Source organism: Leminorella grimontii (genome assembly GCF_039789245.1).
GTDB lineage: Bacteria > Pseudomonadota > Gammaproteobacteria > Enterobacterales > Enterobacteriaceae > Leminorella > Leminorella grimontii.
The window spans coordinates 3,621,262-3,643,881 of sequence record NZ_CP146357.1 but is presented as its reverse complement, the minus strand read 5'-3'; the positions used below and the strand labels follow the sequence as shown (position 1 = coordinate 3,643,881).

At 58.8% G+C, this 22,620-nt stretch carries 13 protein-coding genes; 12 read left to right on the top strand and 1 reads right to left on the bottom strand.

Features of this window, described 5'->3' with window-relative positions:
• The first annotated feature begins 1 nt into the window (after nucleotide 1).
• The 11 genes from V8L73_RS16870 (at nucleotide 2) to rbsR (ending at nucleotide 11,075) form a co-directional block, all read left to right on the top strand.
• Nucleotides 2–1,273, top strand: coding sequence for an MFS transporter (locus tag V8L73_RS16870; protein ID WP_347253533.1), 1,272 nt, complete (start codon nucleotides 2–4; stop codon nucleotides 1,271–1,273).
• Nucleotide 1,274: 1 nt separating this feature from the next.
• Nucleotides 1,275–2,105 carry a 3-keto-5-aminohexanoate cleavage protein gene (locus tag V8L73_RS16865; RefSeq protein ID WP_347253532.1) on the top strand — a complete coding sequence of 277 codons (831 nt, stop codon included), beginning with the start codon at nucleotides 1,275–1,277 and terminating at the stop codon, nucleotides 2,103–2,105.
• On the top strand, nucleotides 2,105–3,283 hold the full coding sequence (locus V8L73_RS16860; protein WP_347253531.1) for an acetyl-CoA C-acetyltransferase: 1,179 nt from the start codon (nucleotides 2,105–2,107) through the stop codon (nucleotides 3,281–3,283). Before V8L73_RS16865 ends, V8L73_RS16860 begins: the two co-directional genes overlap by 1 nt.
• A 20-nt stretch (nucleotides 3,284–3,303) precedes the next feature.
• The gene (atoD, locus tag V8L73_RS16855) at nucleotides 3,304–3,963 is read left to right on the top strand and encodes an acetate CoA-transferase subunit alpha (RefSeq protein ID WP_347253530.1); all 660 of its coding nucleotides are present in this window, start codon (nucleotides 3,304–3,306) and stop codon (nucleotides 3,961–3,963) included.
• Nucleotides 3,960–4,628, top strand: coding sequence for a 3-oxoacid CoA-transferase subunit B (locus tag V8L73_RS16850; protein WP_347253529.1), 669 nt, complete (start codon nucleotides 3,960–3,962; stop codon nucleotides 4,626–4,628). Before atoD ends, V8L73_RS16850 begins: the two co-directional genes overlap by 4 nt.
• A 562-nt stretch (nucleotides 4,629–5,190) precedes the next feature.
• Nucleotides 5,191–5,610, top strand: coding sequence for a D-ribose pyranase (rbsD, locus tag V8L73_RS16845; protein WP_027275509.1), 420 nt, complete (start codon nucleotides 5,191–5,193; stop codon nucleotides 5,608–5,610).
• 13 nt (nucleotides 5,611–5,623) lie between these two features.
• A complete protein-coding gene (gene rbsA / locus V8L73_RS16840) occupies nucleotides 5,624–7,141 on the top strand; it encodes a ribose ABC transporter ATP-binding protein RbsA (RefSeq protein ID WP_347253528.1) in 1,518 nt (505 codons plus the stop codon).
• Between the two features lie 3 nt (nucleotides 7,142–7,144).
• Nucleotides 7,145–8,116 (top strand): ribose ABC transporter permease, encoded by a 972-nt coding sequence (gene rbsC / locus V8L73_RS16835; RefSeq protein ID WP_027275511.1) that lies wholly within the window; start codon nucleotides 7,145–7,147, stop codon nucleotides 8,114–8,116.
• A gap of 43 nt (nucleotides 8,117–8,159) precedes the next feature.
• Nucleotides 8,160–9,047: a ribose ABC transporter substrate-binding protein RbsB gene (gene rbsB / locus V8L73_RS16830; RefSeq protein WP_347253527.1), complete on the top strand. Its 888-nt coding sequence runs from the start codon at nucleotides 8,160–8,162 to the stop codon at nucleotides 9,045–9,047.
• 95 nt (nucleotides 9,048–9,142) lie between these two features.
• Nucleotides 9,143–10,066 (top strand): ribokinase, encoded by a 924-nt coding sequence (gene rbsK, locus V8L73_RS16825; RefSeq protein WP_347253526.1) that lies wholly within the window; start codon nucleotides 9,143–9,145, stop codon nucleotides 10,064–10,066.
• Between the two features lie 10 nt (nucleotides 10,067–10,076).
• Complete coding sequence (rbsR, locus tag V8L73_RS16820; RefSeq protein WP_347253525.1) at nucleotides 10,077–11,075, top strand: ribose operon transcriptional repressor RbsR; 999 nt, start codon at nucleotides 10,077–10,079, stop codon at nucleotides 11,073–11,075.
• Here rbsR and V8L73_RS16815 read toward each other — a convergent pair.
• Nucleotides 11,072–11,686: a trimeric intracellular cation channel family protein gene (locus V8L73_RS16815; RefSeq protein WP_027275515.1), complete on the bottom strand. Its 615-nt coding sequence runs from the start codon at nucleotides 11,684–11,686 to the stop codon at nucleotides 11,072–11,074. The two genes, rbsR and V8L73_RS16815, sit on opposite strands and share 4 nt — an antisense overlap.
• Nucleotides 11,687–12,652: 966 nt before the next feature.
• On the opposite strand from V8L73_RS16815, the gene V8L73_RS16810 reads away from it, so the two are divergent.
• Nucleotides 12,653–22,456 carry an autotransporter outer membrane beta-barrel domain-containing protein gene (locus V8L73_RS16810; protein WP_347253524.1) on the top strand — a complete coding sequence of 3,268 codons (9,804 nt, stop codon included), beginning with the start codon at nucleotides 12,653–12,655 and terminating at the stop codon, nucleotides 22,454–22,456.
• The last annotated feature ends 164 nt before the right edge of the window (nucleotides 22,457–22,620 follow it).

Sequence of the window (22,620 nt, the reverse complement as noted above, 5' to 3'; positions counted from 1 at the left end):
TATGAAGCAATCTCATGACAACGCCGCTGCGACCGCCGGTAATTCCCGGGTAAAGTGGCACGTTCTGTTCGGCGGCTTTTTTGGCTACATGTTCGACGCGGTAGATATTCTACTGCTTGCCGTATCCATGCCGGTGATTATTGCCGATCTGGGTATTTCCAAGGCGGACGGCGGCCTGCTGGCGACGGCGACGATGGTCGGCATCGGCCTGAGCAGCGTCGTCGTAGGCTGGTGCGCCGACAACTACGGGCGCCGTAAAACCCTGTTCTGGAGCCTGATGGTATTCAGCGTTCTGACGGCGGCCATCGCCTTTACCAGCACCTGGTTTGAAATTCTGGTGCTGCGCTTCCTCGCGGGCCTGGGCTTAGGCGGAGTTTGGAGCATCATCGTGGCCTACATCGCGGAGACCTGGCCGCCGAAGCAGCGGGGCAGAGCAGCCTCCTTCGTGCTGAGCTCGTTTCCTGCGGGCGCGGGCCTTGCGGCGTTTTTAGCCTACCTTATCATTCCGACCTACGGCTGGCGCGCTCTGTTCCTGTGCGGCGCGGGTGCGATTATCGCCGCCGTCTACTTCCTGATATTCGTGCCGGAGTCCGAAAGCTGGAAAAAGCAGAAAGAGGCGCAGAAGGGCAAGGGCGAGAAGGTGCGCATCGGCGAAATTTTTTCCAAAGAGCTGGCCCGCAACACGCTGCTGGCCACCGTGGTCGCCAGCTTCGGCCTCATCGGCTACTGGGGCTGTACCACCTGGCTGCCGCTGTTCCTGACGCAGGATCGCGGTCTGAGCATTGAAACCATGTCGCTGTTCTTCGTGGTGCTGAACGTGGGCATGTTCGTCGGCTATAACGTGTTCGGCATTTTGGCCGACAAAGCCGGCCGCCGCAAAGCGCTGGTGATTTCGTTTATCGGCACGGCGATAACGCTGCCCATTTACGTCAACATGACCGGCCATACCGCGCTGCTGGTGATGGGGCCGGTTTACGCCTTCTTCACCGCGTTCGTCGGACTGATGGGCTCCTACTTCCCCGAGCTGTTCCCAACCCGCGTTCGCACGTTAGGGGCGGGTTTCTGTTTCAACATCGGCCGGGGCGTTTCCGCCTTCGCTCCATTCGCCATGGGCTTTATCGCCCAGAGCTACGGTCTGGTGACCGGCATCATGATTTGCGCCGTCTTCTTCTGCCTGGCCGGGCTGATGATGTTCGCGCTGCCCGATATCGACAAAGAAAAACGACCGGCTGCCGCGGCGCAGCCTGGCGCTGAAGTACAGGGAGAAAGCTGAAATGAATAACAAAACCATTATTACCGTCGCCACCACCGGCGCCTTTCCGACCAAGCAGGACAACCCCAACATTCCGCTAACGCCGAAAGAGATAGCCAACGACGTTTATGAATGCTGGCAGGCGGGCGCCGCCATTGCCCACCTGCACATGCGCGACGACGAAGGCAAGGGCACGATGAACATCGAGAAGTTTCGTGAGACGGTAGGCCTTATTCGCGAGAAGTGCGACATCGTGATTAACCTCACCACTTCCGGCGACCTGAACGCGACCGACGAAACGCGCATGATGCACGTGGCGGCGCTGAAGCCGGAGCTGGCCTCCTACGACTGCGGCTCGATGAACTGGGCCCACAGCGGCCTGTTTATCAACCATCCGGCGTTTCTGGAAAAGCTCGGTCAGTTGATGATCGACAACGGCGTGCGGCCGGAGATCGAAATTTTCGATGCCGGGATGTTTTATAACTCCCTCCACTACATCAAAAAGAACCTGATTAAAACGCCCGCTTACTATCAGCTGGTGCTGGGCGCGGCGGGCGGCACGGCGGCCACGGTGGAAAACCTGGTCTACCTCAGGAACCTGCTGCCGGTGGACGCCCACTGGTCGGCGTTCGGCATCGGCCGCGGCCATATGCCCGTGCTGCTGGCGACGCTGGCGCTGGGCGGGCACGTGCGCGTCGGCATGGAGGACAACGTCTACTACAGCAAGGGGCGGCTGGCGAAGTCCAACGCCGAGTTCGTCGAGCGCGCGGTGCGCCTGGCGAAAGAGGCCGGTCGCGACCCGGCGACGCCTGATGAGGCGCGTCAGATCCTGAACCTGCGGGGAGCAAAGTGATGAACGATATCGTTATCGTCAGCGCCGTACGCACGGCCATCGGCAGCTTCGGCGGCTCGCTTGCGGGCGTTAGCGCGCCTGAGCTGGGCGCTATCGTGGCGAAAGAGGCCATCGCTCGGGCGGGGATTACGTCCGACGCGGTAAACGACGTGGTGCTCGGCAACGTGCTTCAGGCCGGGCTTGGACAGAACCCGGCGCGGCAGGCGGCCATTCGGGCCGGCATTCCCGAAGCCGTTCCGGCCACCTCGATTAACGTGGTCTGCGGGTCAGGGTTGAAGAGCGTCATTATGGCGGCGCAGTCGATCGCTGCCGGTGATGCCGACGTCGTGCTGGCGGGCGGCATGGAAAACATGTCCGCCGCGCCCTACCTGCTGGACAAGGCCCGCTGGGGCTACCGCATGGGTGACGGCACCTTGACCGACAGCGTGGTGCATGACGGCTTGAGCTGCGCCTTTAACCAATACCACATGGGCATTACGGCGGAAAACGTCGCCCAGAGCTACGGCATCAGCCGCCAAGAGCAGGACGAAGTGGCGCTGCGTTCCCAGCAGCGCGCGGTGGCGGCGACGGAAAGCGGCGCGTTTGCAGGCGAAATCGTGCCGGTGACCGTGATGCAGAGGAAAAAGGAGGTCGTATTCGACTGCGACGAGTATCCGCGAGCCGATGCGAGCGCCGAGGCGTTGGCAAAGCTGCGCCCGGCCTTCGCCAAAGAGGGAACGGTGACCGCCGGCAACGCATCCGGTATTAACGACGGCGCGGCGGCGCTTATCGTGATGTCGGCGCAGAAGGCGAAGTCGCTTGGGCTGACGCCGCTGGCCCGCATCCGCGGCTATGCGACCGCGGGCGTCGACCCGTCGGTGATGGGCATTGGGCCGGTACCTTCGACGATAAAGGCGTTGGAAAAGGCGCGGCTTGCCGTTAAGGATCTCGACCTGATTGAGGCCAACGAGGCCTTTGCCGCCCAGTTTATCGCCGTGGGGCGCGAACTCTGTTTCGATATGGAAAAGACCAACGTCAACGGCGGCGCGATCGCGCTGGGCCATCCGATCGGCGCTTCGGGCGCTCGCATCCTGGTCTCGCTTTTGCACGCGCTGCGCGCTAGGGACAAAACCTTCGGGTTGGCGACGCTGTGCGTTGGCGGCGGGCAGGGCGTGTCCGTCGTGGTTGAACGCCTGTAATTTGCCAAGGAGGATGAGTCATGAAGTCTAAAGTCACCGCGCGGGAGGACCTCTCCCGCCACTTTCGCGACGGCATGAGCGTGATGTTCGGCGGATTTATGGGGCAGGGCACGCCCCCGACGCTGGTGCAAATGCTGCTGGATTCCGGCGTCAAAGACCTGACGCTTATCGGCAACGACACCGGCAAACCGGGCGTTGGCGTGGCGCCGCTGGTGGAGGCGGGCAGGGTGCGCAAGGTGATAGCCTCTCATATCGGCCTGCATCCGGAAACGGGCCGCAAAATGATTGCCGGCGAGATGGAAGTCGAGCTGGTGCCGCAGGGGACGCTGGCGGAGCGAATTCGCGCCGGCGGGGCCGGGCTGGGCGGCTTTCTGACGCCGACGGGCGTTGGTACCGTAGTGGAAGAAGGTAAGCAGAGAATGACCATCGATGGTCGTCACTACCTGCTGGAAATGCCGCTGCGCGCCGATTTGGCGATCGTCTATGCCAAGCGCGGCGACGCGGCGGGCAATCTCTATTATCGTCGCTCGGCGAGAAACTTTAACCCGCTGGTGGCGCTGGCGGCCGAGCGGGTGTTTGCCGAAGTGGAGGAGCTGGTCGAGGTTGGCGCAATGGATCCTGACAGCATCATGACGCCGGGCCTGCTGGTCAGCGGCGTATTTAAAGGAGGCGCGCTATGAACCCTAAAGCCTTTATCGCCAAGCGCGTGGCGCTGGAGCTAAAAGATGGCGACGTGGTCAACCTCGGCATCGGCCTGCCGACCATGGTGGCCCACTATCTGCCGGACGGCGTAGACATTGTCCTGCAGTCGGAAAACGGCTTTGTCGGCATCTGCCCGGCGGATGAAGAAAACCCCGATCCAGACGTCGCCAACGCCGGCGGGCAGCCGTGTGGGATTATTCCCGGCGGCGCGACGTTTGACAGCGCGTTTTCCTTTGCGCTTATTCGCGGCGGCCACGTGGACGCCTGCGTGCTGGGCGGGCTGGAGGTTGACCAGCACGGCAATCTGGCCAACTGGATGATTCCCGGCAAGATGGTGCCCGGCATGGGCGGCGCGATGGATCTGGTCACCGGTTCGCGAAAGGTGATCGTGGCGATGGAGCACTGCGCCAAGAGCGGCGCGTCTAAAATCTTGCGTAGCTGTACGCTGCCGCTGACGGCGTGCGGCTGCGTGTCTACCGTGGTGACCGAACTGGCGGTGTTCCAGTTTATCGATGGCCAACTAACGTTGACCGAGCACGCGCCGGGCGTGAGCGTTGAACAGATCCGCCAAAAGACGGAGGCGGAGTTTGTGGTTTCGTCGCAGTTGCGGGAGATGTTGGTGATGGAGCAGGAATTGTCTTAATTACCTTCTGTGTATATTCCGGCCGAAAGTACTATCTGCCTATATTACCATTGTGCTCGGCCGGAAGGGCGCCTTTATTAGCTTTGGGAGTGCGTCGGGCATAGCCTTCCTAGGGGCCGTTATGAAGCCCTTCGGGCTTCACCCATCAGTGCCAGCGCAAGCGCTGTTCAAACCGGCTTTGCCGGTTTGTCGTTGGCTTACGCCAATTCGACCCCAACGGACAACGCCTTTAGGCGTTGAACAACACAACGTGTTGGCCCGTAGGGCGAGCGAAGCGAGTAACCTCTCCCTCCGATTGACTTCGCACTCAGTTCAGCGCTTGTTTTCAGTGTTTGTTATTAATCTGAAGCTTCACTTCGAACGAGTTTTTCTTGCCTTTCCAGCTGTCACGATTCCGCGTTCAGCCTAAATCGAAACGTTTCGATGGCTGTCACAGTTTTCCAATAAAAAAATTGCTTTCTTTTCGTTCATTCCTAAACTCGGCTCAATAGCGAAACGTTTCGATGTCGATTTTTTAACCTGAATCGACAGTGCTCTGATTAAGAGGAATAGAGAGGAACATATGAAAAAAGGCCTCCTGCTTAACGCCCCGCTGTCCTCTGCGATAGCCCGGCTCGGCCATACCGATACGCTGACTATCGGCGATGCCGGCCTGCCGGTTCCCGCCTTGGTTGAGCGTATCGATCTCGCCCTGACTCACGGCGTTCCCTCTTTTTTACAGGTGTTCGACGCAGTAGTTGAAGAAATGCAGGTAGAAAAGGCGATTATCGCTTCGGAAATTAAAGAGAAAAACGCCGAGCTGCACCTCCAACTGCTGGCGCGACTGCGGGATCTGGAGGAAAACCAGCGCAACCGCATTGCCGTCGAATACGTACCGCACGCGGAGTTTAAGGCGCTGACCGCCGGCAGCCGGGCGCTGGTGCGCACCGGCGAGTGCTCGCCTTTTGCCAACGTCATTTTGTGCTCCGGCGTCGTTTTTTAAAGGAGCGATGAAGATGCAGCCTCTGCTTAAGCTCAGCGGAATAGAGAAATCGTTTCCCGGCGTAAAGGCGCTGTCGGGCGCCAGCCTGAACGTTTATCCCGGTAAGGTGATGGCCCTGCTGGGGGAAAACGGCGCGGGCAAGTCTACGCTGATGAAGGTGCTGACCGGCATTTATACCAAAGACGCGGGGACCATCGAGTATCTAGGGCAGCCGACCGCGTTTAACGGCCCCAAGGCCTCTCAGGAGGCGGGGATCGGCATTATCCACCAGGAATTGAACCTGATCCCCCAGCTGAGCGTGGCGGAAAATATTTTCCTCGGCCGGGAGTTCGTCAACGCCATCGGGCGCATCAACTGGAAGAAGACCTATGCGGAGGCCAACCGCCTGCTGGCAAGGCTGAACGTTCGCTTTGACAGCCATATTCCGGTGAGCGAACTGTCCATCGGCGACCGGCAGATGGTGGAAATCGCCAAGGTGCTGAGCTTCGAGTCGAGAGTCATCATTATGGATGAACCGACCGACGCTCTGACCGACACGGAAACCGCCTCGCTGTTTAACGTTATCAACGAGCTGCGCGCCCAAGGGTGCGGTATCGTCTATATTTCCCACCGCCTGAAAGAGATTTTCGAAATTTGCGACGACGTAACGGTGCTTCGCGACGGCGGGTTTGTCGGCGAACGTCCGGTTTCGTCGCTGGATGAAGACCGGCTGATTGAAATGATGGTGGGCCGAAAGCTCGATGAACGCTATCCGCGTCTGGACTTGCCCAGAGGCTCGCTTCGCCTTCAGGTTAAGGGGCTTTCCGGCAACGGCGTCAATAACGCCAACTTTGAGCTTTATCGCGGCGAGATCCTCGGCGTTTCCGGCCTGATGGGCGCAGGGCGCACCGAGTTGGTGAAAATGATTTATGGCGCATTGCCCCACAGTAAGGGGGAAATCCTGCTTGACGGTTGCCCCGTGGCGATTAAGCGTCCTCAGGACGGCCTGAAAAACGGCATTGTCTACATCTCGGAAGACCGCAAGGGCGACGGGCTGGTGCTCGGCATGTCGGTAAAAGAGAACATGTCCCTGACGGCGCTGCGCTACTTCAGTAGACGCTGGGGAAGCCTGAAGCACGGCGAAGAGCGGCAGGCGGTAGGCGACTTTATCCAGCTGTTCAACGTCAAAACGCCCTCCATGATGCAGCCGATCGGTTTGCTGTCGGGCGGCAACCAGCAGAAGGTGGCGATCGCCCGCGGGCTAATGACGCGGCCCAACGTACTGATTCTGGATGAGCCCACCCGCGGCGTGGACGTCGGCGCCAAGAAAGAGATCTATCAGCTTATCAACCAGTTCAAGCGCGAGGGGCTAAGCATCATCCTCGTCTCCTCGGAAATGCCTGAAGTTATCGGCATGAGCGATCGCGTTCTGGTGATGCATGAAGGCCGCATCAGCGGCGAGTTCCCCATAGAGCAGGCCACGCAGGAAGTGCTGATGGCGGCGGCCGTAGGTAAGTCGATAAACAGCAACCGCGTAGAGCAGGAGTCATAATTCGTGAATACGTTAAACCATTCCCCTTCCACCAAGCGGTTCGGCAAAGAGTGGCTGCTTGAGCAGAAGTCGCTGATAGCGCTTATCGTGCTTATTGTCGTGGTGTCGTTTCTAAGCCCCAACTTCTTCACGCTCAACAACATGTTCAACATCCTGCAGCAGACCTCGGTGAACGCGATTATCGCCGTGGGCATGACGCTGGTGATTTTGACGTCCGGCATTGACCTGTCCGTCGGTTCCGTACTGGCGCTGACCGGCGCGGTGGCGGCGTCTATCGTCGGGCTGGAGGTCAACGTCTTCGTTGCCGTCGCGGGGGCGTTACTGCTGGGGGCCGCTATCGGCGGCGTTTCCGGCGTGATTGTCGCCAAGGGTAAGGTGCAGGCGTTTATCGCCACGCTGGTGATGATGCTGATGCTGCGCGGGGCGACGCTGGTGTATTCCGAAGGCAGCCCGATTAATCTGGGCTTTAATGAGTCCGCCGAGGCGTTTGAGTGGTTTGGCATCGGCACGCCGCTGGGTGTTCCCGCACCGATATGGATTATGGCTGTCGTATTTATCGCTGCCTGGTACCTGCTTAACCATACTCGCCTTGGCCGCTACATTTATGCGCTGGGCGGCAACGAGGCGGCGACCCGCCTGTCGGGCATCAGCGTCGATCGGGTCAAGATTATCGTTTACGCCCTGTGCGGCATGCTGACGGCGCTGGCAGGCGTGATTGAAGTCGGCCGCCTCTCTTCGGCGCAGCCGACGGCGGGGCTGGGCTATGAGCTGGACGCCATCGCCGCCGTCGTGCTGGGCGGCACCAGCCTTGCCGGGGGCAAGGGGCGCATTACCGGTACGCTTATCGGCGCGCTGATCCTGGGCTTTTTAAGCAACGCGCTCAACCTGCTGGGCGTTTCCGCCTACTTCCAAATGATTGTAAAAGGCGCTGTCATTCTGCTGGCGGTGCTGGTTGAAAACCGAAGCGGCAAGTAACTTCACTGGCCGAGTCACTTTACTGATAATAGGAACGATGACGATGAATATGAAAAAGCTGGCAATGATAGTCTCTGCAACCGCTCTTACCCTTTCCGTCAGCGTTGGCGCGATGGCGAAAGAGAACATTGCGCTGGTTGTCTCCACGCTGAATAACCCGTTCTTTGTGTCCATGAAGGACGGCGCTCAGAAGAAGGCCGACGAGCTGGGTTACAACCTGATCGTACTGGATTCGCAAAACAATCCGGCAAAAGAGCTGAGCAACGTGCAGGACCTCACCGTGCGCGGCACTAAGCTGCTGCTGATTAACCCGACCGACTCCGACGCGGTAGGCAACGCGGTCATGATGGCCAACAAGGCCAATATCCCGGTCATCACGCTGGACCGTGCGGCGAACAAGGGGGAGGTGGTCAGCCACGTCGCCTCTGACAACGTGGCCGGCGGCAAACTGGCGGGCGACTTTATCGCCGAGAAGCTGGGCAACGACGCAAAGGTGATTCAGCTTGAGGGCATCACCGGCACCTCCGCCGCCCGCGAGCGCGGCGAGGGCTTCAAGCAGTCTATGGCGACTCATCCGTTCAAGCTTTTAGCCAGCCAGCCGGCGGACTTTGACCGCACTAAGGGGCTAAACGTAATGCAGAACCTGCTGACGGCGCACCCTGACGTTCAGGCGGTGTTTGCTCAAAACGACGAAATGGCGCTGGGCGCGCTGAGAGCGCTGCGCACCGCCGGTAAAAAAGACGTGCTGATTGTTGGCTTTGACGGTACCAAAGACGGCATGAACGCGGTGAAGGGCGGCCAGATGGGCGCGACCGTAGCCCAGCAGCCAGAGCTTATCGGCAGCGTCGGCGTTGAAACGGCGGTTAACGTACTGAAGGGTGAGAAGGTCGACGCTAACATTCCTGTTGAGTTGAAGCTGATTACCAAGTAAAACCTTCATCTTATTTCGGGTTTTTGTTTCGGCTTTTTATTCTATCTTTTGCGCGGCGGGCTTCTGCTTGCCGCGCGTTTTGACAGGAGACAACGATGTCAGGGAAAAAACTGGCGGTGCTGGGCAGCATCAACGCTGACCACATCCTTAACGTGCAGGAATTTCCCCGTCCGGGAGAGACTATCACCGGGCAGGGCTATCGTATTTCTTTCGGCGGCAAGGGCGCGAATCAGGCCGTTGCTGCGGGCCGCAGCGGGGCCGATATTACGTTTATCGCCTGCGTGGGAGAAGACGACGTGGGCAGACAGGTTCGTCGTCAGCTTGAGCAGGACAACATCGACGTTGCGCCGGTTGAAGCAATAGCGGGCACCCACACGGGCGTAGCGATGATTTTCGTCAATGGTCACGGCGAGAACGTGATTGCCATCGACGCCGGGGCCAACGCGGCGGTGACTCCCGCCTATCTGAACAAATATCATCAGCGGATCGTCGAGGCGGATGCGCTGCTGATGCAGCTTGAAACCCCGCTTGAAACCATCGTTGCGGCGGCGAAGCTGGCAAAAGAGCACGGCACGACGGTAGCGCTGAACCCTGCGCCCGCGCAGGCGCTGCCTGACGAGCTGCTGTCGCGTATCGACATTATCACCCCAAATGAAACCGAAGCGGAGCGCCTGACCGGCATCGCCGTCACCGGCGAGGAAGAGGCCAATCGCGCCGCCGCAGTACTACACGCCAAGGGCATTCGCACCGTGATTATTACGCTCGGCAGCCGCGGAGCGTGGGTTAGCGTTGAAGGCGAAGGGCAGTTGGTAAAGGGCTTTCGCGTTGAGCCGGTCGATACTATTGCTGCGGGCGATACCTTTAACGGCGCGATGATGACCGCGCTGCTTGAGGGCCGTGCGCTGCTGGACGCCGTTCGCTTTGGCCACGCCGCCGCGGCGATAGCCGTAACCAGGCCGGGCGCGCAGCCGTCAGTGCCCTGGCGCAAAGAGATCGATGCATTTTTAGCAGGCCAATAGGAGCTGTACCGTGGCAACCATGAAAGACGTCGCTCGTTTGGCGGGAGTATCCACCTCTACGGTGTCTCACGTCATCAATAACAGTCGGTTCGTCAGTGAGTCCGTCCGCGATAAAATTCTTTCTGCCGTTGCCGCGTTGAATTACTCGCCTTCCGCCGTCGCCCGCAGCCTGAAGGCGCAGTCGACGCGTACGATTGGGATGCTGCTGACGTCCAGCAACAACCCGTTTTTTGCAGAAGTGGTGCGGGGCGTAGAGGAAAGCTGCTACGAACGCGGCTATAGCCTGATTTTGTGCAACACGGAAAACGATCCTGAGCGGATGAACAGCAATCTGGAAACGCTCTTACAGAGGCGGGTCGACGGCCTTATTTTGATGTGTAATGAGCGCCACCCCATCTCGGAAAATCAGTTCTCTCGCTATCCCAATCTGCCTATTGTAATGATGGACTGGGGGCCGTTTAACGGCGCGTGCGACGTTATTCAGGACAATTCTCTCCAGGGCGGGCTCACGGCGACCGAATACCTGATATCAAAAGGCTATCGCCGCATTGCCTGCATCACCGGCCCGAAGGATAACGTACAGGCGCGCAGGCGTTTGGCGGGTTATCGGGAAGCAATGGAAAAGGCGGGGTTAAACTCACCGGATGACTATCAGATCTTCAGCAACTTTGAGTTTTCCGGTGGTCTCGAGGCGATGAGCAGGCTGCTGGCGCTACCCGAACCGCCGGACGCCGTGTTTACCTGTAACGACGCCATGGCGGTCGGCGTCTATCTGGCGCTGAACCAGATGGGGCTTAAGGTTGGCGAGGACGTAGCGGTTATCGGCTATGACGATATCGAACTGGCGCAGTACCTGACGCCGCCGCTGACGACGATTCATCAGCCGACGGGAGAATTAGGGCGATTAGCGATAGACACGCTGATGCGGCGTCTGGAAGGGCTGCACAGCAGCCCGCAAACGCTGGCGCTGACCCCGAGGCTGGTGGAGCGCCAGTCTGTCGGGTCTTAATCGTCCGTTTGGTAGCTAAATACCGGCAGGCCGATTTTGAACCAGATAGCCAGCATGCGGAAGGTAAAACCGAAAGCTAACGTCGCGATAGTGGCGATATCGGTCGCTATTTTGAAGTGAATGAGCCCAACGTAGAGCATGGCGGCGGCGAAAGAGACGCTGGCGTACAGCTCTTTTTGAAACACCAGCGGAATGCGGTTACAGAAGATATCGCGCAGCACGCCGCCGAAAACGCCGGTGATAAGCCCGGCGATGCCGGCGATAAGCATCGGCAGCCCCATTCCCAACGCCACCTGCGCGCCGATGATAGAAAACACCACCAGCCCTACCGCATCCAGCACCAGAAAGAACTTTCTTAGATAGATCATGATGCTTGACGTTGCGACCGTCATAACCGACGCGGCCGCGACGATCAGTACGTATTCCGGATGGGCGACCCAGCCCAGCGGGTAGTGGCCGAGAATAATATCCCTTACCGTTCCCCCGCCGATGGCGGTCACTGAAGAGATAATGATGACGCCGAAAATGTCCATCTTGCTTTTACCGGCCGCCAGCGCGCCGGTCATGGATTCGGCCGTGATGCCAATGATGTAGAGAACGTATAGCAGCATGTCGTAGTGTATTGATGATCTATGTTGAACGAATTTGCCGATTATCCCGCATCTGTATGGTTTTTGCAGCCAGTTTATGAGTTTTTATTAATTTATTTATCTGTTATGGATTTGGCGGGGTTATTTTTGTTTTTTATCAGCCATTGGCGCTAAAGATAAGTTTTGTTTGATACCGCTTTTGGCGGTTATCTATTTATGTTTTTTATTTTCACCACTTTAGAATGTTTTGTTAATATTTTTTTAAAACTCTTTTTTTATTCTCATTAATACCCTAAATAATTCGAGCTGCATGACAAAGCGCTTGCGGCAGCCTCGTTAGAGATGAGGCCCGTGTAAATAGGCAAAATCACAGGCAATTTGAAGTATGATGGGGATAGGTATTGTTTTTATTGGAGTTTATCGCCTGCTTTTTAATTTGTTTATTTGAATATTGTGCATGTAGTTATTAGCGGATCTGTCTTGTTTTACCGTTCGAAAAACGGTTTATCTTTGACTGCTTTTTAGGCTGAAGCGCCGAGAATGGGGAACTTTATCTTCTTGGCAAGCGGCGCCCGTTTAATGCTATTTATATAAAATGCATTGTAATCAGTTGGTTGGGAGGTTGTTTGAAGGTGATTTCTATAGTGCTGCTACTCCTATGGCTTTCACATAAAGAGTGGATAATGAGATCGTGGATGGGCATTATTCGCTAGTTAAAAATGTAATAAAGCATTTGTGCAAATTAAAAAACTATATTTTTGGTAACTTAAGTTTAAGTTTCCGATTTTATCGTCATTTATATAGTATTTGTTTTTTAGAGGTCGGTAATTATTAATTACTTCATGCTTCGAATACCCCCAAAGGGGCATATCCCGTTTTTTAACACCGTAAATATATTTTTTAGACACTCAATAAAAATCAAAATAGTGACTTTTGCTTTCCATTCCATAAAGAAAGCAAATCTTATTAAGTAATGGACTATGTGTTATGAACAAAATATACCGTGTGATCTGGAACTGTACGTTAGGGCTGTGGGTGGTAACTTCCGAGCTGGGCCGTGGGCGGATCAAGCGGGCGGCCAACAGAGCGCTGGCGGGCCTGACGCTGGCGGTACTGTCGCCCGTCGGTTTGGCGACCGACTGCGACAACGTCGCCCTTGAGTGCCAGCTCGAAAGCGTCTGGTCGGCATCGAACAACAATAACGGCGCGGGCACGGCGGTTATTTCTGACGGTCAGGCCTATCGTATAGACATGCTTTCTTCCATTACGGCAACAAAGGGGTCCATGGTATCTATTGACTCGATAAATACTGCGATAAACGCCGGCTATGCGACGGGACCGCTGGTTCCAGAAACTGATACCAATGTAGAACTTAGTGCTAGAAATAAGAATATTACCATATTCGATCCGATAACCAACAGTAATCTGGTTGTTACCGTTTATGACGAGAATAACTTTAGAGAGTATAAATCTACAGCGAGTCCCGGCGGAGCTATTAAGGTTTTTCCATCAGGCCCGGTTGACGTTTATTATAATACGCGATTTGTCGCGGTGACTAACGGCCAGGCCGACGTTTATAACAACAATAATACTATTAGCGCCAACTTTCGCGACAGTCAGCTGTTTTATGCCGACGGCTCGTCCAACAATGCGACGATTAACTGGCACGGCACCAGCACCATAGGGTTTGGCTGGGAAACCAGTTCAACCTCTTCCACGACCTACACCGCGAAAAAAACCACCTACATCGGCGAATTTTCCGGTTTTGATGGTTCTACCCAGAGCGTAACCAATCTAAGCGAGCTGAAGGCGTATAACGCCTGGTTGGTCTCTCAGGTTCAGGCCGGTAACTTAAGCACCGGCGCTTACGCGAGCGAACTTACTAAAGCCTACCAAAACACGGGAACGACCTATGTCATTAATCCGCTTCCGGCCGATGCCGATCCTATCTTGTTAAGCCCCCCCGGAACGGTCGTACTTTTACACGGTACCGGCAGCGGAGCCAATATTAATCTGGCTTCCGACAGTCACTTAACGTCAAGCAGTCTGAGGGGATTGGATAGTGGGGCGACTACCACTAGTCTTATTCGCTTAACGAGCGGGGCTAATGCTGTTAACGATGGTTATATTAGTACGGGATTTCGCATTGGAGTTTTGTACAGCGGGTCGCGGCTGACGAATAATGGAACCATGATCACGGGCACCAGCGGAGGCATCGAAGGTTATGGTATCAATGTCTATGACGCAGGAACGGAATTCATCAATAACGGCATTTTTAACGTTATTCCCATGTTCTGGTCCAATTTAGCTTCCCAAAACCAGGGCAATAATGTGATGGTTACCGTCCTCAACGGCGCCAAGGTGGTTAATAATGGCGTGGTAAATCTCGGCATTACTGAAGGAACCAGAACGACTGAATATTTGGGACCGACTGTTGGCGTATCATTAGCCTCAGCGAGCGCTTCTTTTATCAATAGCGCCGATGGCGAGATGTACGTCGGCCGTTCGCAGGACGGTAAGGATATGTTTGCCGCCGCGGGCTCTGCGGCTATCAAGGTAAGCTCGTTGAGCAGCGGTACGGTAGACAACCAGGGGCTGATTACGCTAGGGACGAAGAGTAATAGTGTATACGGTATTACTGCAAACTCGACCATGGCGTCAGCTCGGATTATCAACAGCGGCACGATCGCTATTAAGGGTAACGGTGGAGACGGCACCTTCCTGCCGGGGCAGAATATCGGGATTTATGCCTATAACAACGCTAAAGGCATCTCCAATACGGGGGCGATTAACGTTGGCGGCATCAATAATATCGGAATAAAAGCCTATAGCGGCGGTCAAGTGAGTTCTTCCGGCCAGATCAACGTGACCGGCAGCGCCGATCCGTCCACCGACCTGCGCAACTACGGCGCATGGGCCAGCAGCGCTAACTCGCTGGTGGACATCTCCGGCACCGTCAACCTTGAGGGCGACGGCGCGATAGGGTTGCACGCCCGCGATAAGGGAACCATTAGCCTTTCAGGCAACGGCCAGGTCACCTTCGCCGACGGCGAAAACCAGATAGGCTACTACGTCTACGGCGCGGGCTCCAAAATCACCAACACCAGCACCGGCAGTCAGGACGTCACCACCAACAACTCCACCCTGATGCGCCTGGACGGCGGCGCGGCGTTTGTCGGCTCGTCGTCGGCGACGTCGACCATGTCGGCGTCCGGCGAGGGCTCGACCGTGATTGTCGCGACGGGCGCCGACACTACCGTCGATTCCGGCGGCATGACGGTGAACGTTAACGGCAAGAACGCGACGGGCTTTTTGGTGGAAGGCGGCGCGACCGGCACCATTGGCGCGACGGCCACGATTAATCTTTCCGGCGAAGGCGCAATAGCCGGTATCGCCGACGGGCAGGGCTACGACCTGGCGGGGGTGGAGCGCGTGATGACCGATGACGAGAAGCGCGCAACCCGCCTGACCGCCGGCGCGCACCTCACCTCGTCGCTGGACGGCGTGGTGGGCTATATCGCCCGCAACCTGGCGACCTTGACCAACTCCGGCAATATCAGCTTCAGCGGTAAAGGGGCGACCGGCATTCAGGTGGAAGAGGGCGCGGTAGGCGGCAACAGCGGCAACATCACGCTGAGCGGCGCGGGCAGCGTCGGTCTGTCGGCCACGGCGAACACCACCGAGACCCGGCTCAGCTCGACGGGCAACATTACGCTCAATGGCGACTGGGACGGGGCGGACAGTCAGACCCGCTCGGCCGGCGTTCTGGCCAAAGGCAGCCAGGTGGAAGTGACGGTCGGCGACGGCGTCAACGCGGCGTCGGTCAATTTGAACGGGGCCGGAACGGTAGGGGTGCACGCCTCTGAAGGCAGTAAGGTGACGCTTAATGACAACGTGGCGGTCAATTTTGACAGCGACAAGTCGGACCAAATCGCCTTCTGGATAGACGGCGCCGGTTCAGCGATTGATACGCTGGCGGGCACGACGCTGACGCACGTCCACGGCGACGGGGCAACGCTATTTTACGTGACCGACGGCGCGAGCTTAAGCGGCGACCTGAACCTCAACCTGTCGGGTAAGGTGGGTAGCGACAGGGTGACGTCGGGCATACGGGTGAACGGCGAGGACTCGCGGATAACGCTTGCCGGCGGCAGCCAGCTGACCATCGGCACCAACGCCACCGGCGTGCTGGCGGAGAACGGCGGCAAGGCCAATATCGAGGCGGGCGCGGCGTTTAACGCCAGCGGGATTAACGCGGTGGTGGGCAAGGCGACCGGGGAAGGCAGTACGGTGGAGAACCACGCGACGGTGACGTCGCTTGCGGGAAGCGTCGGCTCCACCGCCTTCCTGGCGCAGGACGGGGGCACCATCAACAACCAGGGCAACGTGAACCTGTCTTTGGGCGCTGGACATACGGCGATAGACCTGGACGGCGGCCACGTGGTGAACACCGGAGACATTCAGGCCAGCGGCACCGCCATTCATATCAAGGGGGCGGACGGCACCATCGACAACTCCGGGACCATTGCGGCGGTGGACGGGGTGGCGGCCATTCACGTGGACGCGGGGGCGGGGCTTGACCTGAGGGCGGTATCGGGCAGTGGCACCATTGTGGCCAAGGGCTCGGCGGACGGCATTCTGCTGGATAGCGGCGCGACCGGCTTGAACGTGGCGGACACCGTGATTGATATGAGTGACGCGTCGTCCAGCGGTATCGGCATTCACAACGTGGCGGGTATTGAGGGGATTTCTTTAGAGAATACCCAAATTCAGGTTGGCGGTTCAGGAATAGGCATCAAGACGGGCGCGTCTTTGGCGAAGACCAACTCCGGCGTCATCGAGGTGACTGATGGCACCGGCATTCTGTATCAGGACGAAGACGGCAGTTCGGTAGCGGCCAATCTGGACTTCTCGGACTCGGCGGAACTGACTATCAACGTGGCCGGCAGCGGTATCGGCGTGAAGGCGATGCTGGACGGCAACAATCGTACGGTGAACACCGGGGTGAGCGTTAACGTCAACAGCGCCACCGGCGGTTCGGCGATAGACGTGAGCGGGGCGAAGACGGTGTCGAACTCCGGCAACCTGGTTTCGCAGTCCACCGTGGCGACCGGCAACGTGCTGAACGTGCACGATGCCGACACGATTGCCAACAGCGGCACCATTACGGCATCGGACGCGGAGCTGGCGGCGATTGCCATGTCCAATACCGGCAACAAGACCTTTACCAACACCGGCGACATCACCGGCTCGCTGGACTTTACCTCCGGCGATAACCGCATCAACCTGACCGGCGGCACTCTGACGGGCAACGTTGCCGCCAGCGGCGGTGCAAATACGCTTACCGCGACCAACGGCTCGGTTCACACCGGTGACGTCACGCTTCTGGGCAGCAAGGCCAACGTAGTGACGGTAAGTGAAGGCTCACAGCTGGGTAACGTCAGCCTGGGTGATGGCAATCACCTGATTACGGTAACGGACTCCACGGCGGGCAATATTGCCACTGGAGACGGTAACAGCCTGCTGACGCTGGCGAAGGCGGTCATCGGCGATATCGCGCTGGGCGACGGCGACAATACGTTGAATGCGACCGGCGCGACCACCACCGGCGTAATGACGGCGGGCAGCGGTAAAAATGTCGTGATGCTCACTGACAGCGCCCATCTTGGCGGTTTTGTTGGCGGGGCGGGCAGCGAGAACCACATCACGGTCAGCGACAGCGCGACCTTTGGGGCGCTGGACGCGGGCACCGGCGGCAGTCACGATACGCTGACCTTTGACGGCATCGACTATATGCTGGCGGCGGCGAGCGACGCGCAGCGCTTTGACATTATCAACCTGACTAATGGCTCAACCTTGACCACCGGTCAGCATATTCTGATGGGCGACACGGCGGCCTCTTCGGGGCTGATTACCATCGACGGGGCGTCTTCACTGGTGCTGAACCCGGCGTCTACTTATGCCCTTAATCATGCCCTGAGCGGTAATGGGTTGATTGGCGTACAGTCAGGCACAAGCTTCGATTTCGGCGCCAATACCGGTTCGCAGTTCGCCGGGCGGGTCAATATGAACAGCGACAGCTTCGCGCTGTCGGGCTTTAACACCACCGCGCTGACCAAGGCGATTCTGTCGGTGATGGGCGATAACGTCACCACCGTGGGCAGCGGCGTGCAGACCATCGGCGGGCTGGTCTTTAGCGGCGGTACGGTAGACTTTGGCGTCAGCCTGCCGAACGCGTCGGTGGCGAGCAACCGCATTGCGGCGACGTCACTGGACGCCAGCGGCACCGGCAGGGTGATGATTGACCACGGCGGCTTTGACAACGCCACCGCGCCGGTTGTTAATCAGACCAAAGGCCTGCTGGACCAGCAGACCGAAACGCTGGTGCAGTTGGCCTCGGCAACGTCCGTCACCGGCGAGGGGGGCAACCTTCAGCTGGTTGACGAAAACGGCAATGCTATTACCAACGCCACCGCAGCCAACCTGCTGCAAAACGGCATGCACGCGGCGGATGCCTACTACGACTACCGCCTGACCACCAAGGACAACGGCGGCACGGCCAACGGCCTGTACGTGGGCTACGGCCTGACGCGCGTTGACCTGCTGACCAGCGGCAGTGGCGAACTGGTTATCAACACCGCCAACAGTAACGAGAAGGTGCTGTCGGCCAAAGTCACCGGCAGCGGCGACCTGGGCATTGCGGCGGGCAACGGCGTGAACGCGCTGACCCTGAGCAACCTCGACAACAGCTATACCGGCGCAACCGACGTTCAGAGCGGTACGCTGATAGTGGGCACTGACAATGCGCTGGGCCAGACCGCCAACCTGAAACTGGCGACGGCGACCACCGTTAACCTGAACGGCAAGACCCAGACCATTGGGGCGCTGAACGGCGTGGCCGGTTCAACCCTTAGCCTGAACGGCGGCAGCCTGACGTTGACCAACGGCGGTACCTCATCCGGCTCGTTAACCGGCAGCGGCAATCTGACGGTGGCGGGCGGCTCATTGACCGTGACCAACGCTAACGCCAACCTGAGCGCCACGACGACGGTGAATGCGGGCGCTGAGGTCTTGCTTAACGACGTGCTGTCTTTAGGCTCCGGCAATATCGTTGCCAACGGTGACGTGACGCTGCACGGCGCGGACGGCACCTTTGCCAACGCCGTCAGCGGCAGCGGTACGCTGAGTAGCCGTAACGGCAGCGACGTGCGCCTGAGCGGCAACAACGCGGGCTTTAGCGGCGTGGTGGACATTGACATGGCCTCGACGCTGACGGTGAGCGAAACGCAACACCTCGGTGAGGCCTTCGCCGTGCTGAACTCGAACCGGTTTATCGTGGATAACGCGGCGGCGATGGCGCTGAATGCCCTCGTCAGCGGGACCGGCGACCTGATTAAGCAGAACGCGGGCACGCTGACGCTCGGCGGCACCAACGTTTACTCCGGCAAGACTGACATTCAAAACGGCACGGTGGCCATCTCTGCCGACGCCAACCTGGGTGACGGTTCGGCCACCAACCTGACGGTGCTTAACGGCGGCAATCTGCAAATCACGGCAGACCTGACCTCCGCTCGTGACGTGACGCTGGCCAAAAGCGGCAGCGTGATTGTCGATAGCGGCGTGACGGCGACCATGAGCGGCTGGGACGATACGGGCAACGCGGCCAACGCCATCACCAAGGCGGGCGACGGCACGCTTATCTGGACCGGCAACAACGGCGCCAATACGGCGGACGTGAACGTGACCGGCGGTACGCTACAGGTAGAGAGCCTGGCTCACCTGGCCAGCAGCACCGGCGCGGTGAACCTGGGCGCAAGCGGCACGCTGTCTATCCTCAAAGACGGTGTGTCGGCGGACGACGTGGACTTTACCCGTACGCTTACCGGCAGCGGCACGCTTGCGGTCGACCTGGGCGACAGGGACAACGACTTTACCTTTAATACCTCGGCTGCCGGTGGCAACTTTAGCGGTACGGTGGCGATGGACAACGGCCGCTTCGTGCTGGACGCCGTTGCGGATAACGTCATGGGGCTGGCGACGCTGGCGCTTAACGGCGACGGGACCCGGCTTGGCAGCGTGAAGCTTGACGGCAGCCATACCATCGGCGGCCTGCAGCTTAACGGCGGTCGGATAGAAGTGGACTACAGCAGCACGGACCACCGTCCGCAGGGGACGCTCACGGTCAATACCTTAGACGCGACCGGCGGCGGTCAGTTGACGATTACGACCCCGGCTAACCTGCCCAACCCGATACCGACCAGCGGTACGTCGCTGTTTGACCAGGATGACAACGTCAGTGACCAAATCGTTATAGCGTCAACCGTCAACGGCGTGGGCAGCCAGATACAGGTGACGCAGGCGGACGGCACGCCGGTCGCGGCGGACACCCTGGTTGGCCTGGTGCAGGACGGGGTGGCGGCGGGCAACGCCCACTATAACTACTTCGGCGCGGTGAAGAGCGACGGGCTGTACCTGGGCTACGGCCTGACCCAGCTGGACGCCTTTGCGGGCCAGTCGGTGATATTGAGCAACGCGGGTGCAACCGACGATAAGCTGGGGGCCAGGCTTACCGGTGACGGCGGCTTTACCGTCAACGCCACTGGCACGGTACGCATCGGCAACGCGGCCAGCGACTATCTGGGGGCGACGGACGTCAACAGCGGTACGGTGGTGCTGATAACCGATAACGGCTTTGGGAAGACGTCGAGCCTGAACATGCAGTCCGGTAGCGGGGTTGACCTTAACGGCAATGCGCAGACGGTGGGGCAGCTTGATGCCCAAAGCGGCAGCAGCCTGAACCTCAACGGCGGTGCACTGACCATCAGCAATGGCGGTACGGCCAATGGCAGTCTGACGGGCGGCGGTCAGCTGACCTTAACCGGTGGTACGCTGGACGTCACCCAAAACAACGGCAGCCTGACGGCCACCACTGACATCGAGAATGGCGCAACGGCGCGGCTGACTCAACCGCAGGGGCTGGGCAAGGGCGCGATTAATCTGGCGGGCACGCTTAATCTGGACGGCGCCCGCGGTACGCTGTTCAACAATCTTAGCGGTAACGGCGAAGTGACCTTGACCAACGGCGCGAACATGTACCTGGGCGGCAACAGCCAACACTACACTGGCCTGTTTACCGTCAATGCCGATACCACTTTAACGGCGACGACCGCCGCCAACCTGGGCGACGGCACGGTGAACAACGACGGTACCTTGGTGGTGGAGACCGACGGGCAGTGGACGTTGACCAACGCGGTGAGCGGTAACGGTTCGATGGTTAAGCGCGGTAGCGGCACGGTGGTGATTGACGGCGACAACGTACAAGCGTCACAAACCACTATCGAGAACGGCGTGCTTCAGCTGGGCAAGGCGGCCGAAACGCTGGCCAACCTCCAAAGCAACGTGACCATCGGCCAGTACGGCGCGCTGGGCGGCTACGGCACGGTGACGGGCAACGTGACCAACGCGGGTAATCTGGTGATGGGCCATGCCCTGACCGGCGCGGGCCAGGGAACGTTTACCATTGACGGCGACTATGTCGGCGATGGCGGTACGGTAATATTCAACACCGACCTGGGGGGCGATGGCTCATCCACCGATAAATTGCTGATTACCGGCGACAGCAGCGGAGAGAGCAAGGTGTCGGTGGTCAGCGCCCGAGGTAACGGCGCGCAGACCGAGAACGGCATCAAGCTTATCGAGGTGCAGGGGGCGTCCAACGGCACGTTTACCCAAAGCGGGCGCGCCCTGGCGGGGGCCTACGAGTACTTCCTGTATCAGGGGGGCGTAAGCACGCCGGACGACGGCGACTGGTACCTGCGCTCGGCGCTGAACGCGGACAATCCGCAGCCGTCGGTGTATCGCCCGGAGGCAGGGGGCTACATGGCCAACATGGCGGCGGCCAACCGGCTGTTTACGCTGCGGCTGTCGGACCGCGAGGGCAGAGCGGAGAACTCCAGCCTGTGGCTGCGCCAGGCGGGCAGTCGCCAGAGCTATCACGACAACAGCGGGCAGTTGAATACCTCGACCAACAGCTATGTGATACAGGGCGGTGGCGAAATCAGTCATATCGATACGTCCGACAACGGCCGCGCCGGGCTGGGGGTGATGCTGGGCTACGGCTATGCCAAGAGCAAAACGGATTCACAGAAGACCGGCTATCAGGCGGACAGCTCGGTGAAGGGCTACAGCACCGGTCTTTACGGCACCTGGTATCAGGACGCCAATACGCTAAACGGCGCATACGTGGACAGCTGGGTGCAGTACAGCTGGCTGGATGCGGAGGTGAGCGGCCAGCAGGTGGCGAGCGAGTCGTACGACATGGACGGCTTCAGCGCCTCTATAGAGGCGGGCTACCGGATGCCGGTCTACGAGAGCGCCAACGGACGGGTTTACCTGACGCCGCAGGGGCAGGTGACGTGGAGCGGGATAACGGCGGACACGGTGCGTGAAGCTAACGGTACGAAGGTGACGTCGAGCGGGGATAACAACGTGCAGACGCGGCTGGGCTTGAAGGTGTCGCGCGACGGCGTGAGCGATGTCGACAAGGGCAAGGAGAAGCTGTTCACCGTCTATGCCGAAGCGAACTGGCTGTACAACAGCGAGCAGGCGGGGGCGACGATGGACGGGGTGACGGTAAGCCAGGCGGGCAGTCGCAACGTGGGCGAGCTGAAGCTGGGGGCCGAGGGGCAGCTGAACCGCAACCTGAACCTGTGGACCAACGTGGCGCAGCAGCTGGGTGACAAGGGCTACAGCGATACGGCGGTGACGCTGGGGGTTAAGTACCGGTTCTAAGTGGCTGTTAGCGTAGCGTTGAAGGGGAGGGCCGAAACGCCTTCCCCTTCTTTTTTGTCTGGATCGGGCTTACCTGTGGTTGAAAGAAATAAAGACGATCGGGATCTTAGAGATCCTGACATAAAAAAGCGCCCCGAATGCGGAGCGCCTTGTCTTCAGATAAA